This window comes from Paenibacillus sp. FSL R5-0744, assembly GCF_037972555.1.
Classification (GTDB): Bacteria; Bacillota; Bacilli; order Paenibacillales; family Paenibacillaceae; genus Paenibacillus_AQ.
In genome coordinates, this window is sequence record NZ_CP150228.1 from 4,303,185 (window position 1) to 4,317,298 (window position 14,114).

The 14,114-nt window shown below is 41.9% G+C and carries 15 protein-coding genes; 1 reads left to right on the forward strand and 14 read right to left on the reverse strand.

Annotated elements, in window-relative coordinates; genetic code table 11:
- Positions 1–12: 12 nt before the first annotated feature.
- From MKY19_RS19005 to MKY19_RS19035, 7 genes are all read right to left on the reverse strand, one after another.
- Entirely contained in the window at positions 13–1,029 is a 1,017-nt protein-coding gene (locus MKY19_RS19005) for a S66 peptidase family protein (RefSeq protein ID WP_339796852.1), read from the reverse strand.
- 128 nt (positions 1,030–1,157) lie between these two features.
- Positions 1,158–1,532, reverse strand: coding sequence for a hypothetical protein (locus MKY19_RS19010; protein ID WP_042189486.1), 375 nt, complete (start codon positions 1,530–1,532; stop codon positions 1,158–1,160).
- Between the two features lie 78 nt (positions 1,533–1,610).
- Positions 1,611–1,961 carry an Asp23/Gls24 family envelope stress response protein gene (locus MKY19_RS19015; protein WP_042129003.1) on the reverse strand — a complete coding sequence of 117 codons (351 nt, stop codon included), beginning with the start codon at positions 1,959–1,961 and terminating at the stop codon, positions 1,611–1,613.
- Positions 1,962–1,996: 35 nt separating this feature from the next.
- Positions 1,997–3,136, reverse strand: a complete 1,140-nt coding sequence (locus tag MKY19_RS19020) for an AI-2E family transporter (protein WP_339796856.1) — start codon at positions 3,134–3,136, stop codon at positions 1,997–1,999.
- Between the two features lie 41 nt (positions 3,137–3,177).
- Positions 3,178–4,461, reverse strand: a complete 1,284-nt coding sequence (locus MKY19_RS19025; RefSeq protein ID WP_339796859.1) for a HAMP domain-containing sensor histidine kinase — start codon at positions 4,459–4,461, stop codon at positions 3,178–3,180.
- Between the two features lie 112 nt (positions 4,462–4,573).
- Positions 4,574–5,278, reverse strand: coding sequence for a response regulator transcription factor (locus MKY19_RS19030; protein WP_042189491.1), 705 nt, complete (start codon positions 5,276–5,278; stop codon positions 4,574–4,576).
- A gap of 196 nt (positions 5,279–5,474) precedes the next feature.
- Positions 5,475–6,314 (reverse strand): DegV family protein, encoded by an 840-nt coding sequence (locus tag MKY19_RS19035; protein ID WP_042189493.1) that lies wholly within the window; start codon positions 6,312–6,314, stop codon positions 5,475–5,477.
- Positions 6,315–6,485: 171 nt separating this feature from the next.
- Between MKY19_RS19035 and MKY19_RS19040 the strand changes: the two genes are divergently transcribed.
- Positions 6,486–6,710, forward strand: a complete 225-nt coding sequence (locus MKY19_RS19040) for a hypothetical protein (protein ID WP_339796863.1) — start codon at positions 6,486–6,488, stop codon at positions 6,708–6,710.
- A 76-nt stretch (positions 6,711–6,786) separates the two neighbouring features.
- Here the strand turns inward: MKY19_RS19040 and MKY19_RS19045 are convergent, their stop codons facing one another.
- The 7 genes from MKY19_RS19045 to MKY19_RS19075 all read right to left on the reverse strand — a co-directional run bounded on the left by MKY19_RS19045 (position 6,787) and on the right by MKY19_RS19075 (position 13,996).
- Complete coding sequence (locus tag MKY19_RS19045) at positions 6,787–8,022, reverse strand: MFS transporter (protein WP_339796866.1); 1,236 nt, start codon at positions 8,020–8,022, stop codon at positions 6,787–6,789.
- A gap of 155 nt (positions 8,023–8,177) precedes the next feature.
- Positions 8,178–8,651: a MarR family transcriptional regulator gene (locus MKY19_RS19050; RefSeq protein WP_042189499.1), complete on the reverse strand. Its 474-nt coding sequence runs from the start codon at positions 8,649–8,651 to the stop codon at positions 8,178–8,180.
- Between the two features lie 201 nt (positions 8,652–8,852).
- Positions 8,853–9,500 (reverse strand): elongation factor G-binding protein, encoded by a 648-nt coding sequence (locus tag MKY19_RS19055; RefSeq protein ID WP_042189501.1) that lies wholly within the window; start codon positions 9,498–9,500, stop codon positions 8,853–8,855.
- A gap of 228 nt (positions 9,501–9,728) precedes the next feature.
- The gene (locus MKY19_RS19060) at positions 9,729–10,523 is read right to left on the reverse strand and encodes a PHP-associated domain-containing protein (protein WP_339796870.1); all 795 of its coding nucleotides are present in this window, start codon (positions 10,521–10,523) and stop codon (positions 9,729–9,731) included.
- A gap of 34 nt (positions 10,524–10,557) precedes the next feature.
- Entirely contained in the window at positions 10,558–11,391 is an 834-nt protein-coding gene (locus tag MKY19_RS19065) for an energy-coupling factor transporter transmembrane component T (protein ID WP_339796874.1), read from the reverse strand.
- A complete protein-coding gene (locus tag MKY19_RS19070; RefSeq protein WP_339796877.1) occupies positions 11,378–13,126 on the reverse strand; it encodes an energy-coupling factor transporter ATPase in 1,749 nt (582 codons plus the stop codon). Before MKY19_RS19070 ends, MKY19_RS19065 begins: the two co-directional genes overlap by 14 nt.
- Complete coding sequence (locus MKY19_RS19075) at positions 13,127–13,996, reverse strand: cell division protein FtsQ (RefSeq protein WP_339796880.1); 870 nt, start codon at positions 13,994–13,996, stop codon at positions 13,127–13,129.
- Positions 13,997–14,114 lie beyond the last annotated feature (118 nt).

Here is a 14,114-nt window from a genome sequence, read left to right on the forward strand (position 1 = left end):
TTTTGTATGCATTTATTCATAGAAAAATTGCTTTACCGTTCCTACTCCGTCCGTCACATCAACTTCAGCATACGCACCGTTAATAAGCGTAATTTGCGGTGGAATATGACCACAATCGATATCATACACAATAGGTACCTGGAGCTCCTCAGAAAGCTCTGCGTAGATGTCTTCGGCCGTGTAGTTCTCTACTGGTCGATTAGCAGGACTTCTGCCAAACATAATGCCAGAACAATTCTCAAACCAACCTGCTAGCTTCATCTGAACTAATGACCTACGTACATCAACCGTATTCAGTTCGCAGTTTTCCAAATACCATAGGATCGGTTCATTGTTAATCATTTGTTCTTGGAAATGCCGCAGATTGCCAAATGGTGTGCCAATCAGATGCCTAATTACATCTATACATCCCCCTAGCAGACGCCCTTTCATAGTTACAGGACCAGAGGATACTGTCTTCCAACGGGTATCTTCTGTCAAGTGAAATACATAAGGCGTAGGAGCATCATGTTGCCATTCCCCCTGATATTTAAGCGATGAATGCTGGGCGATAGAATCCCCTGATTTTGTCTCTAGAACCGCTTCCCACATGGCTGTGGTATCATCTGAATATTCTCCTCTTAAATCAACAAGGTTAGTCCCGTGGGCCGTAGCAATCCCCGTTCTTAACGTAACTGCAAGCAACAGCACGCTAATATCTGAATAGCCTAAGATCCACTTGTCCTTCATAGTATCAAAATCAATAAATTCAAGAACCTCAATTAACAATTCTCCGCCCCAAGGCGGAATAAGGATATCAATATGCTCACTGCCCATCATCTCGTTAAACTCCTGAGCACGAACTTTGGCCGGTGCGGATTTGGCTTTCTCTTGCGTCCATACCGTATCCCCACAAATCATATTAAATCCTTTAGATTCCAAACGGCTTGAAGTAAGCTTAATTAACTCTGCATTTTGAGCGCCTACTCCAGATGAAGGTGCTGTTACCCCTATTGTCGCATTCTTGTTCAAAATCGGATATTTAATCATATGACACCTCCAGTATTACAGCAATTATATCAAGAGTACACATCAATTACACAAAAAAAGAACATGACTAGTCGCGTCAACGTACGATCGCAAAACCAGTACATGCTCTTATTCAATAGAATTCAACTTTAGAGTAAAGAAATAGCCAGCAGTTCGAACAACACAAGCGGCAAGATCACATTATTATTAGGAGGACCTGGGTAAGGACCCGGGCCGGGATACGGACCATGACCATGACCCGGATGATACGGTTGGTAAGGGTTATAATATCCGCGCGGCATTTGCCCATTTACTGCAACGTTCAAATACAAATGTTTATTATCTACTCCGGCAATAGTGCCTTCATGCACTAAGCCATCTAAAGTCTGTACATTCACCCTATGGTTTAGGTAGGGCTTGCAAGATTGATGCAAGGAATCACGGACACCGTGCAGGTGCCGGATCACCGTAGGATCGGCCTGATAAATCACATTCTGCTCTTGCCCAGTGTTATATGTCGACATGGATGCTCTGACCTCCGTAAATGGATTTGCTCCATTCTATGCAGAAGCCTATATCACGGTGCCTATTGAGAGATATCCTTATACTGGAAGGGCTACCTTCTCAACTTTCACATTTACCGAAACAAGGGACAAGCCCATCATATTCTCCACAGCATTACGCACATTTTTTTGCAGCATATAACAGACCTCTTGAATCACACATCCGTAATTAACAATAACCCGCAGGTCGATGGCAACGTCTACTTCCTTCACTTCTACAGACAATCCTTTTTTCACATTTTTACCGCCCAAACGTTTGGCCCAGTTGTCCGAAATATTACTTCCTGACATCCCGGCAATACCTGGCGTTTCCAGAACCACCTGTCCAACGATCGATGTGACTACATCATCTGAGATATGAATTAATCCTTGCTCCGTTCCTTCATTCATATAAACAACCTCCATATTTGCTAATTTAAGAGATATTAAAGGCTCTCCTCTACCTCTACCTCTACCTCTACCTCTACCTCTACTTCTACTTCTACCTCTGACTCTGCCCTGTGGTTCTTAACAAACAAATTATACACTTTGGTCAAGAGGATTTTCACAATCATATACAATGGAATAATCAGCAATATCGCAATAATCCCGCCTATATCTCCACCAACCAACACTAAGATGATCGTTGTCAGCGGATGAATATCAAGCTTTTTCCCAAAAATGTAGGGAGCAATCAGATTATCCTGAATTTGCTGAGCTACAAGAACGATGATGATGGACCATACTGCAATGGACGGCGATTGGATGAATCCGATAATGAAAATTGGGATACTGGAGAGAATTGCACCAATGAAAGGTACAAAATTCATCACAACAGCAATCACTGTCAACAACAATGCATACTGTAGTCCAATAATAAGGAAACCAATATACATCAGAACACCAAGTGCCAGATTGACTAATACCCGACCAACAATGAATCCACTTAACGCACTGTCAATTTCACTCATCATTGAAGTCCCTTCTCCACGATACTTCTTTGGAAAGAAACTTACAATCTTACGACCAAACTTCCCACCTTCCTTAAGCATGTAAAACAACATAATAGGAAAGGTAAATAAAATAATCGCGAAATTTGAAACAAAGGAGAATAGACCCGTTACGTAGTTCGAAATCAGATTAAATCCTTTATTTAAATATTCAGTCAATTGGGAAGCAAGATCCATATCTGCTGGGATAATAGAAGCCAAGAATCCACTGTCCTCGAGCCTCAATAACTGCTGATTCACGGCTGCGATCAGATTTGGCATATTATCGACAAAATTAATTAGCTGTGTTCGAAGTGAAGGCCATACTCCAATACTAAAACCAAACAAGAGCAATGCAATGACCACATATACGATGATGATCGCAACAGAGCGATTTAGTTTATATCTCTCCAAAGTATTGATTAGAGGTCGGAGTAAATAATAGAAAAATCCTGCCAACATTAAGGGCACGATAATAACATTAAACAAAGACAAGATTGGACTGAAAATAAAATTAACTTGTGAGCCTAAAAATACGATGCCTAACACCAAAAGGATCGCTATACAAACTCGAATGAATGTGTTCAGTTTAGCCATAGTTCTCTCCTATCTTCTATTTTCGGGTGTCTTTCATCTCGTTATTTGGGAATACGTATAGTGAATACCGTTGGTTCCTTCTTTCCGCGACTGAGATGAAGCGTTCCACCCATCTTCTCTGTATTTTTCATAGCAATGGATAAACCAAGACCCGTTCCACCTGTAGTTGACCGCGCTTTATCTCCTCGAACAAACGGATCAAAAAGCGTTGACCAAAGCTCTTCAGGAATGCCTACTCCGGTATCTGCAATTTCAATAGTAACCTCGCTCTCCGAGGGGATAACCTCCACTCGTAGATGAGTGCCTGGCGGATTATATGTCAAAGCATTGGAGATCAAATTATGAACTACACTCGAGAGTAGCTCCGCATCGAAGCTTGCGAACACTTCCTGTTCAGGAACATTCAGCTGCAGGATGAAGTTCTTTTGTTCAATCTCACCATAGGAGTCTGCAACGATTTCACGAATAAACTCGCCCAATTCATGACGCTCCATTCGTAGTAAAAAATCTGGGGAATCTATTTTAAGTAGCTCCACCATATTTTGAATCAGCTTGGTCACTTGCGAGGATTTATTATAGATATAGGTTAAATACCGTTTCTGGCGTTCTTCGTCCTCACCACGGCCTTCAACCAACGCCTGTGCAAACCCCTGTATACTCGTAATGGGTGTCTTCAGATCATGAGAAAGATCAACCATCATGCGTTTCTTACTTTCTTCTGCTTGACGTTTTTCTTTCGTTGTCTTCTCAATTACGTCCGCCATATAATTAAAAGTCTCCCCAATTTGCGAAAATTCTTTCTCTGCATATAGCGAGATACGAGTATCATAATTTCCTTCAATCATCTGCTTCAAACCAAGCGTAATAATACGCAGCGGCTTCCTGATTCTTCGTGCCACCCAATAGCTGTACACGATAATAAGCAAGAGAACCATTCCAACTCCTAAAAAAACATAGTATGAAAGCGAGTGGTTGAAGTATTCAACTAATGGATCACTATTAATTGAAATGTCGATAACTTCTCTAGGGATTTTCAAAAGCAGCCACTCTGATTCATTCTCATTATTACGTGTAGTCAACGAGTAGAAGTACGCCTGATCTTCTCCGTTTTCCAGGTTATTTAAGAGCTGATTGTCGGTATATTGTGTTACATCGTCTTTCTTCTCACCAACTACGTCGATGACCTTCTTGTCTTGACCCAAGATCTCAATCCACCCACCGCTACGCAGAAGCCGTTTGGTTTCTATCCCATGCTCCAGATTATCTCGATAGGCACTCGCTTCAACCTTCAAATCAGGATCAGCGATTTTATTTTTTTCGAACATATGGGTCACATCAAGGTTAATGAACAAATAATAAACAATCACAAGAAAAAACAAAATGCAGATGAATAACAAAAAATCCAGCGTCAGCGATGATTGTAAAGGTCGTTGATCTCTATTGCTCCATAGGCGCTTCAATTTTGTATCCCAGCCCTCTAATAGTCTTTAAATAAACCGGCTTTTTGGAATCTTCCTCGATCTTTTCCCGGATATTACTGATATGTACCATGATACTATTATCCTCGTACACATAGAAATCTTCCCATACCGCCTCATATATTTTTTTTCGTGTAAAGACCCGACCCGGTTGTTTCATCATTAATTCCAGAATTTTGTACTCAGTAGAAGTAAGAACGACGGGTTCTCCTGAACGATAGAGCAGACACTGGCTTTGATCCAGCCTCAATTCTCCCAACACAATTTGTTCAGCTGCCTTTTCTTCAATAATCTGTGCGTCAAAATGATGTACCCGCCGCAGTAAAGCTCCTGCACGAGCTACAATTTCCAATGGATTAAACGGTTTAGAAATATAATCGTCGGCACCGAGTTCAAGTCCCAGTATTTTGTCGTAATGTTCGCTTTTTGCAGATAAAAACAACACCGGGAAATGATGGAACTCACGAATTTTCTTCAATAATTGCAGTCCATCTAGACCAGGCATCATAATATCAAGAATCGCTAAATCAATTTTTTGGTTCTGCACTTGCATTAACGCTTCAGTCCCACTGTTCGCTTCCACAATGTTGTACTCTTTCTCTAAATATAATCTCAACAATTCCACAATTTCTGCTTCATCATCTGCGATTAGAATTGTATACACAGTAATCACCCCATCTAACTATAATCTTCGATTATTAAACCCACCTAAACGCAATCTAAAGAATAGCTAAATTATTACATCCATCAAATTCTTATATTTAAATAAAAATCGCACACAGGAACTCGTCCCATGTACGATCGTATAATTCCAGAAATCTGAACACCTGCTGGCAAATATAAACGCCCTCGGAGTCCTATTAAAAAGCAACACCAATTCCACCTTCACCCGCATAGGTTCCCATTACAGGTCCCATACTTGAGAGTAAAACTTCTTTGAACGGGTGCTTTTGTAAGATGCGTTCTTTAATCTCAAGTGCAAGCTTCTCACAATTACTGTGTACTATAGCGATAACAGCCTTCTCGTAGTCATGCTGCTTCTCATCCAAATGCGCAAGCAGTCGGTTTAATGCCTTTGGAAGACCCCGGGTCTTCTCCACTACCTCAACAGTACCCTCTTCGCTGATTTTAAGCAGTAGTTTGATATTTAGCACGGAAGCAACCGCTCCTGATATACGGCTTAGGCGTCCGCCCTTCATTACATTCTCAAGTGTATCCAGTGTAAAATATGCGCGAACTTCATCCATTTGCTGAAGTACCTTGTCCTTCAGTTCCTGCAGACTTGAACAAGTCTGTGACCACTTCGCCGCAAGGCCCACGATCAGCGACAACCCGCCAGAAAAGGTCTTGGAATCTATAACCTCTATCGCATTGGTGTGTCCTTCTTCTTGGTACATTTCCATAGCGATCATAGCCGTCTGATAAGTGCTACTAATATTAGAGGACATACAAATGACCATAATGTCAGTACCTTCCTCTACTTGCCTGAATGTCTCAAGGAATTGGTTTGGACTTGGACTTGCCGTAGTAGGTAGCTCCTTGGATTCACTCATTTTAGCATAAAAGGTTTTCGTATCCGTATCCGCAGGCATTAACTCATGCCCAAAATGAACCGGTAGATGGACCACGGAAACATTATACTTCTCCATGTAGTCAAGGGGTAGGTCAGAACCGCTATCTGTTATGATCTTGATTGCCATAATATAAGTACTCTCCTTTCAATATCAGTACTATTATAGCTATCGCCAAATGAAATCTCCAGTAACCAATATAACTTGAAAAATCCTTCAATTTGTGCTTATGTCTTTCTTCCTTAACTTGTCCTAATATGATATGGTTTATGAATAAGCGTATAGAAATGGAGTGTATGTATGAGTAAGGGAAGAGTATGGAACCGAGGCAAGCATGATGGAACAGGACTATCAAGAAAAAAAAGCGTGGATCAAGAAGTTACAACATCTACTGAAACAGAAGCGACTGAAGCTTCAAATGAACCGTCAAATACCAGAATTGATACAGTTAAACCGATGAATCGTACGAACTGGGTAACTCGTCCTGCACGGGTTATCAATAAAGATTCCAAAAACAAACAATAACTATGACAAATAGGGTTTCAGAACTTGTCCCTGAGTTCTGAAACCCTATTTTTATATGTTCTTAAACGTAGGTAGTTTACATAATTACATCCGGACGCTTATACAAAACGAGTATGGCTGCTGCTATAAGGATCATCCCCATAAATGCGGGTGCGGCATGGCCTAGTGATACATAAATCTGACCTCCAATGATAGGCCCAATCATTCTTGCTAAAGCCTGAATAGATTGGCTACCTCCTTGAATCCTACCTTGTTCACTAGAATCGACAGACTTGGAAAGCATCCCGTTAAATGAAGGCCCAAAGATCGAATCCCCAAAGCCAAATATAAACATTCCAGCGATAAAAAGAGGATAGAATGAGAACAACGCAGATAACGCAATAAAACTGTAACCGATAATTTCCGAAGCCATTCCAAGAATTGCTATACGTTTATCACTAAGTTTCTTCAACAGCTTTGGCATGATCAAACCTTGTGAAATGATGTCTTGGAGACCCATAATCGAAAACATAAGTCCGATTAGTGCAGGCTTCCAGCTGAAAGTATCCATCGTAAATTGAGAAAATACTGCCTGTAAAGATCCGTTAGGAATCCAGAGTAAAAACGCTGAGACTAGCAGCCTATTTAAGTTTTTCATGGAAAGTAAGTTTGCAAGCTGTGAAAATGGATTCAGTCTTACAAAGGTAATCTCCTTCAGTCTATTCTTCTTGGCAAGGCTCTCTGGCATAAAAAAGAATCCATAAACAACATTCAATAAAGTTATGATTGCTCCAAAATACAAGGGAACAGAATAACCAAACTTAGCAAGTAATCCGCCTATCGTTGGGCCAATGACGGTGCCTACACCTACAACTGCACTTACCCATCCGAAGTATTTGGTTCTCTGCTGCGAAGGAATAATGTCTGCAAAATATACAAAGATCGTGCTTATGCTCCCGCCTGTTATCCCTTCGATTATACGTCCAGCAAATAGTACCCATAGAGCCCCTCCTATGCCAAAAACCAAGTACCCGACGGCGGAACCCAACAGGCATACTAAGAGTAATGGACGCCGGCCATATTTGTCGCTCAAAGCTCCAAGTACGGGGGCTGCAAAAAATACACAGACTGCATATACCGAGGTCAGCATCGTAACAACTATTGCTTGTTCTCCCGGACTGCTAGTATAAGGCTGCACTAAGAATGGGACGACAGGCATTATGATACTAAAGCCTATTCCGCAAAGAAACACAGAGATAAGACCGAATATTAATGCGTGTTTATCTACGGATTGTCCTGTGTTCTGTTTATTGTGTGATTTAAATATGGACATTTATGTTCACTCCTTAAAGTCACTGTTTTGATTCCTAGGAAACATGTTTATCGTATCGCCATTTTGTTTCCTTGTCAACAAAATAATAACAATAAAAATGCAGCCGTTCTCCATAGAGCACGACTGCATGTGGTTTCATTTTCATTATTCAAATTTTATTCCGATTTAATATCTTTACCCTGTTTCTTTATTTCCGCATCCAAATGACTACTATACTTTTCCACGAAACTAAGCATACTATCAAATTGTTCCTCGGTTATCTGCGCAAAGACGGCTTTATCCCGCTCTTGAAACTCTTTGTGAAGGTTCTCATGGATTTTATAAATTACTTTTCCTTGCTCAGTAAGCCTAAAATAGATTTCTTTTTTGTTATCCGACTTCTGGTAGCTTTCGATCAGGCCTTTTTCTATGAGTTTCTTAGTTAATTTACTTATAGCACCGCGAGTCATAAAAAAGGACTCCGCAAGTTTTGTTACGTTGGAATCTACATTTTTTTCAATGTATTCAATACAATGTACTTCGGAAGATGTATAACCCTTAAGACTTGCTTCCATCTTATCTTTGTTAAGCCAAACCATCTTATTATATAGGTCCCTGACACCCGTTAGGATCTGATCTTCTTTGTTCATGACCTGTCCTCCTACCCACTCTTGCATTAACAATAGTATATCACATTATTTTTTTGTTCCTATTTCAACAATATTCAAAATAATTAATTCAGAATTGAACGAACAGCAAATAGGGTTTCGAAACGGAAATCATTCGTTTCAAAACCCTATTGCTCTATAGTCTGAAGCTACCTACAAAAGCAGCCTTTGCTAATCCTAACATTATGCACGAGTGGAGAGAATGAATCTCTCTAACGCTGCTGTATCCGTAATCCTATGATTACATTCTTGGCTCTCTATGCAAATATATTGGCCAATGGAGGAGTAATCATCCGGCGAAGATTTTGCAAGCCTGGTCTTGACCGTAAAGAAGGCGAGCTGCTGCTGCCGATTACAGAACAGGCAATACCCCTTCTTGTTCATTGGTGTCATTCTACCCTCAATACCGATAAACTGCCCTTCGAACGGATATACAATAAATAGTTTATTGGTAGCAATATCTATCCAGCTCAAATATGTCATATATCGAAAGTCGATTGCTGATAAATCAGGTACCTTCAGCTTCTTATTCTTAGGGAATAACTTCTGAATCTGTTTCGGTGTAATCTGTGGAAAAGGTTCTAAATAAGGCTCTAATCCACTAAGATACTTCTGAAAATCGTATGCAGTCTCAAAGGCAGATATTTGTTGCAGCAACTGTTGCTGACTATCACTTAGTGTTGAAAAAGCTTCTAATACATTCAACGATGAACGATATCTTACCGTCTCCAAGACTCTTCGATCCGCTACAGTTCGCAGTGTTTTTAGAAGGAAGTCTGTTTGTTTTTTAATAAAATTATATTGATGGTTTCTAATAAATGGTGTATTCATTGCTCTTCAGCCCCTTATATTTTGAAATTTCATAAGGTGCAAAGCCCATTATTAGAAACGATAATATTTAGTTTGGGCGATCATCCATCCTATCGCACCTCACGCAAAGTATCGCCCTAATTTAGGCTTTGCATGAGGAACTTCTAGCTAATGGGCAAACCAGCATTAGCACAGTACCACCTCCGATTACATTCACGAAAAAAGTATAACAGGAATGTTTGGAATCGGCTAGACCATGTTGCTAACCCCTGCATCATCTCTGGAAGGTGCTTCACCAATGAGCTGCTTCAATAGTTTCTTCATCATGACCGAAGCTTTCACTTTGGTGTGAAGACAAGGCGAAAGCTCAATTTCGTAGTTGCCTTGCTTAATGGTTTCTTTCAATTCCTCAACCGTCGAGCAGGTAATATTCAACCGATTCAGAACACTCCCATATTGCAGACATTGATGACTATCACTACCGGCAATCACAGGTACACCAAGCTTTTCAGCAAATGGTATGATCAGGTTCTTATAAGTCTCTGCCCCCTGCATGTAAATATCCTTTGCATTGAAATCAAAAGCATCTAATCTCCGAAGCAGCTCCGGGTCCAGTTGATGTAATGGCGTAGAAGTTCGGAAAGGATGAGCTCCGATTTTCCAAAGGTTATGTTCGTCAGCCATGTCCAGCAGATCCTTGAAAGGAATAAAATCCCCCTCCTGCGTATGCTCATCCAGTAAAGCGCGAACTGCTAGAACATTCTCCTTAAGGCCGATCAGCAGGATATGACCTGTCTCCGCGATATCCACCTCCATACCTGGAAACAGTTTAAGTCCGTTTACATCATAATAATGTCCGTTATAAGGATAAGTCTGGTCCAGGGTCTCATACATCGCAAAGAAATTAGAAGTGTTAAAGTGCTCGGTCAAAGCTACTGCCTGTAATCCATTCGCTTTCGCCTCAAACATCATTTCAGCAAAATATTCAGGGGAAAAGGTCGATTTCTTAGATAATTTACCGTGGGTATGCAGATCAATATTCATGTCTAATTCGTCTCCTTTGAGCTTATGAGTTATGTTAATACACCAGTTTAGGGTAGAGGTAGCCGATCCAGCAAAGCAAAATAACATAAACGGTGGATCCGGATAAAAAGTACCAGTCGGACCGCTTCATTTTCAAATAAGATAACTTGATCTTCTTCACTTTCTTATTATTCAGACCGTAGCTAAATCCCCTAGTCTCAAGCGCCTCGATCGTGGTCCGGGAACGTTTAGCGGTGTTTAGCATGAGTGGATAAAAAGCCAGGATCACAATGCGCAAATAATACGTTGCTGTTCTCCAATACAACAAACCATGTTGCAGCGGTCGTTGCCCTCTCAGTCTGAAGGATAACAAAATCTGATGGAATTCTTCCAATAACGTAGGCAAAATACGATAACCATAAGATAAGCTGAAAGCAAATGTATCAGGAATCCCTAAGGATAGCAGGCCGTCGCTAAGTCTTTCCGGATCGAGACTGGAGAACACCGTAATACTCGCTAGTGATATCACTGAAAGCTTAAGTGTCAGCGTCAACATAGGCAGCAACGATTCAATTCCTCCGCCGAAAAAGAGCGACAGGATGAACATCCACCCAATTTGGCTGATTAATCCCAGACACAATATAAAAATAATGTATGGGCTGACTCGGGAGAGGACAGTCGTTAAGACCATAAGCACGAACATCCCTAAGAGAACTGTACGGTTATGTACAAACCAAGGCACAATGGCAAAGAACAAATACCAAAGTAGCAGCGTTCGCGGGTCGAGCCTCCCCAGAAAAGTACTGCTGCTGTTATAAGCAGTCCCTAAGAGTTCCAGTTTAATTTGTTCTACAGATATACGGTCAAGTGCCCGTTTAACGGCTTCCATGGATTGCAGTTACCTCCTTTTTCACTTCCACTAGACTTACGAATTCCTCTAAGCTGCTGCAAATTTTGGGCAAACCGAGCATACGACTCAGCTCCATCAATTGTGTCTGAGCCAGACCTGCCCTCCGTAATAGAAGTCCGTCAGCGAAGATTTCATCTGTCGTTCCGTCAGCAATAATCCTGCCTTGATGCATAACGATAATCCTAGTCGCCCATTCAGACACAAGCTGCATATCATGTGTCGCGATCACCACTGTCTCAACATGACTGCGAAGTGTATCCAGCACATGAACCATTTCCTGTTTGGTCGAAATATCCAGATTCGCCGTTGGTTCATCGAGCAGCATGACGGCAGGACGAACAGCGGCACCAATGGCTAGCGATACTCGGCGCTGCTGCCCCCCACTCAGAAGTCGAGCGTCACGTTCTGCTAATTCATTGAGCCGGAAAGCTTTTAGCATTTCTGCTACTCTCTCTTCTGTGTCTGGTAGCTTCCGTGCCTTCAAATAATAAGCAATTTCTTTGCGTACAGAATCCTCAATAAACATTTCCTCTGGGTTCTGAAATACGTATGCTACGGTACTGGAGAGACGCTCGGGTGGCAGACCGTTCACGGTCATCCCTTTCACATTTACGGTTCCAGCTGTAGGTCTGACAATTCCAGCAATCAGCTTCATTAAAGAAGATTTGCCCGCTCCGTTGTTGCCAATAAGAGCGATAGACTCACCCTGCCGCAGATCTAGCTGAACACCATTCAAGACTGGATGCATCGTCTTATGAATCGTACGGTATGAGAGGTGTACATTCTCCATCTGAACGACACTCTTCTCTTCCCGAATTACAGTAAGGGACTGCTCCTTCATATAGTCAGATGGATCATTTCTCTGGATCGCATGCTGCCGTAATATCATGTGGGCGTTCCCTTCTTCAGCACTCAAGGGAAGGAATTGGGTTAGCCGCGCATCAGATTGCAACAGCCAAGCTGCCCGAGTCACATCGGGGGGATAAATGCCCAGCTCCAGCAGTTCTTTTACAGATGAGAGGGCTTCACGCACCGGCTTCTGCCAGCGCATTCTCCCCTTATCCATCAGGACAACATGCTTACAATAGTTTGCAATAAATTCCGCATGATGTTCGATCACTACAATGGTCTTCCCATGCTCCTCATTCAAACGGCGCAAAATATCATAGATATGGCAGGCATGCTGCGGATCCAGCTGAGCTACCGGTTCATCAATGACCAGAATTTCCGGATCCATCGCTAATGCTCCGGCTAGAGCTAGCAAGTGTTTTTGCCCGCCACTCAATTGCCAGATGAATTCATTTCTTAAATCGCTAAGTCCGGTCAGCGCCAGTGCTCGCTCTCCCCGTTCCTTGTAATCGGCAAATCCATAATTGAGTGGCGTAAACGACACATCATCAAGAACCGTCGGACGCACCAATTGATTCTCAAAATCCTGATAAACATATCCTATATGCTTGGAAAGCTCAGCTACACTTTTCCCATCCGCCGGTTGTCCACAGATCGTCGCCTCTCCAGTGAAGTCCCCTGTGTAATAATGAGGAATCAGGCCATTAAAGCATTTACACAGCGTGGATTTTCCCGAACCATTACTGCCGATAATAGCAATGAAATCTCCTTCTTCTAGCCGCAAGGATACATCTTGCAGTACAGGTTGTTCGGCTCCTGGATAAGTAAAGGTAACTCCGTTCAGTTCGAGTATTGAATTACGCATCTACTTGACCACTTCCTGTCTTTTACGTGCTGAACGCCGAATCAGGGATATAATCGTTGTTGCTGCAACAATTGCCGCTACCAGCATACTCAGCCAAATTAAGCTGTCTTCATTGGACTCTGCCCACACAAACTCAAAGTCACCAAAGTTCCATCCGGATTCCGAGAGCAATTCCGATCCAAGCGCAACCATGACCAGAAGCGTTCCAAAAATGACAAGCTTAGGAGATAACCAAGCCCCTGTTGCATATTTCATGTTCCGTTCACGCGGCTTCATACCAAGTAAAGGTTCGATTTTTCCATATAAACGTGGAACCAGATACATAGTTGGAATTAAGGCGAACAAGATACCGGAGAAGAGTACATCGTTCAAAAAGCCAACTCCCTCGATTACAACGATACTCTCTGCCAGACCTTTAACAGCTTCAAGCTCTTCTACACCCACCCATACTTTCACTATATCCACAACAGAGCTAAAGAACTGGTGAATCGCTACGCCAGTAATCGCCGCCACTCCAACCTGTCTACGATTCTTCGGATCAGATACCATACGGCCAGCAGTATACATCGCCAGTGAGAAAGTGATGAATTTCTCCAATTCACCCAGCCCACCAAATTGACCTAACATTAGTTCCCCGAAGATCACTTCACCTACAGCTGCCCCAATAGCCGCATACAATGGATGAAACAGCATACATAAGGTCAAAGGAATGAAAGCGAAATATTCAATCGATAATTCAATGGGGCCTAGTTTGATCCCAGGCACAAGCTCCGTAAACATATTGGACAAGCCATAAAGCGACATCGACAGTACAAAAATCATCATTTTTTGTGACTGGGTCAGCGTGTAGCGTGTTTTTATCGTACTCATGAATATTTGGCCTCCCTACAGGAATTTATCTTTATTATAAGAAGGCCATGTCAGCACAACTTTTACCAATTGTTAAATGGGAGTAATATTCTTTTCAGTATTTTTAACGTTGTAAAAA

Excerpts from the sequence above, each read along its gene's own strand:
- MKY19_RS19015 (WP_042129003.1), bottom strand. The coding sequence starts at position 1,961 with ATGAATGAAGGAACGGAGCAAGGATTAATTCATATCTCAGATGATGTA.
- MKY19_RS19035 (WP_042189493.1), bottom strand. The coding sequence starts at position 6,314 with ATGGCAATCAAGATCATAACAGATAGCGGTTCTGACCTACCCCTTGAC.
- MKY19_RS19025 (WP_339796859.1), bottom strand. The coding sequence starts at position 4,461 with ATGTTCGAAAAAAATAAAATCGCTGATCCTGATTTGAAGGTTGAAGCG.
- MKY19_RS19060 (WP_339796870.1), bottom strand. The coding sequence starts at position 10,523 with ATGAATATTGATCTGCATACCCACGGTAAATTATCTAAGAAATCGACC.
- MKY19_RS19055 (WP_042189501.1), bottom strand. The coding sequence starts at position 9,500 with ATGAATACACCATTTATTAGAAACCATCAATATAATTTTATTAAAAAA.
- MKY19_RS19070 (WP_339796877.1), bottom strand. The coding sequence starts at position 13,126 with ATGCGTAATTCAATACTCGAACTGAACGGAGTTACCTTTACTTATCCA.
- MKY19_RS19050 (WP_042189499.1), bottom strand. The coding sequence starts at position 8,651 with ATGAACAAAGAAGATCAGATCCTAACGGGTGTCAGGGACCTATATAAT.
- MKY19_RS19010 (WP_042189486.1), bottom strand. The coding sequence starts at position 1,532 with ATGTCGACATATAACACTGGGCAAGAGCAGAATGTGATTTATCAGGCC.
- MKY19_RS19045 (WP_339796866.1), bottom strand. The coding sequence starts at position 8,022 with ATGTCCATATTTAAATCACACAATAAACAGAACACAGGACAATCCGTA.
- MKY19_RS19020 (WP_339796856.1), bottom strand. The coding sequence starts at position 3,136 with ATGGCTAAACTGAACACATTCATTCGAGTTTGTATAGCGATCCTTTTG.
- MKY19_RS19005 (WP_339796852.1), bottom strand. The coding sequence starts at position 1,029 with ATGATTAAATATCCGATTTTGAACAAGAATGCGACAATAGGGGTAACA.
- MKY19_RS19075 (WP_339796880.1), bottom strand. The coding sequence starts at position 13,996 with ATGAGTACGATAAAAACACGCTACACGCTGACCCAGTCACAAAAAATG.
- MKY19_RS19065 (WP_339796874.1), bottom strand. The coding sequence starts at position 11,391 with ATGGAAGCCGTTAAACGGGCACTTGACCGTATATCTGTAGAACAAATT.
- MKY19_RS19040 (WP_339796863.1), top strand. The coding sequence starts at position 6,486 with ATGAGTAAGGGAAGAGTATGGAACCGAGGCAAGCATGATGGAACAGGA.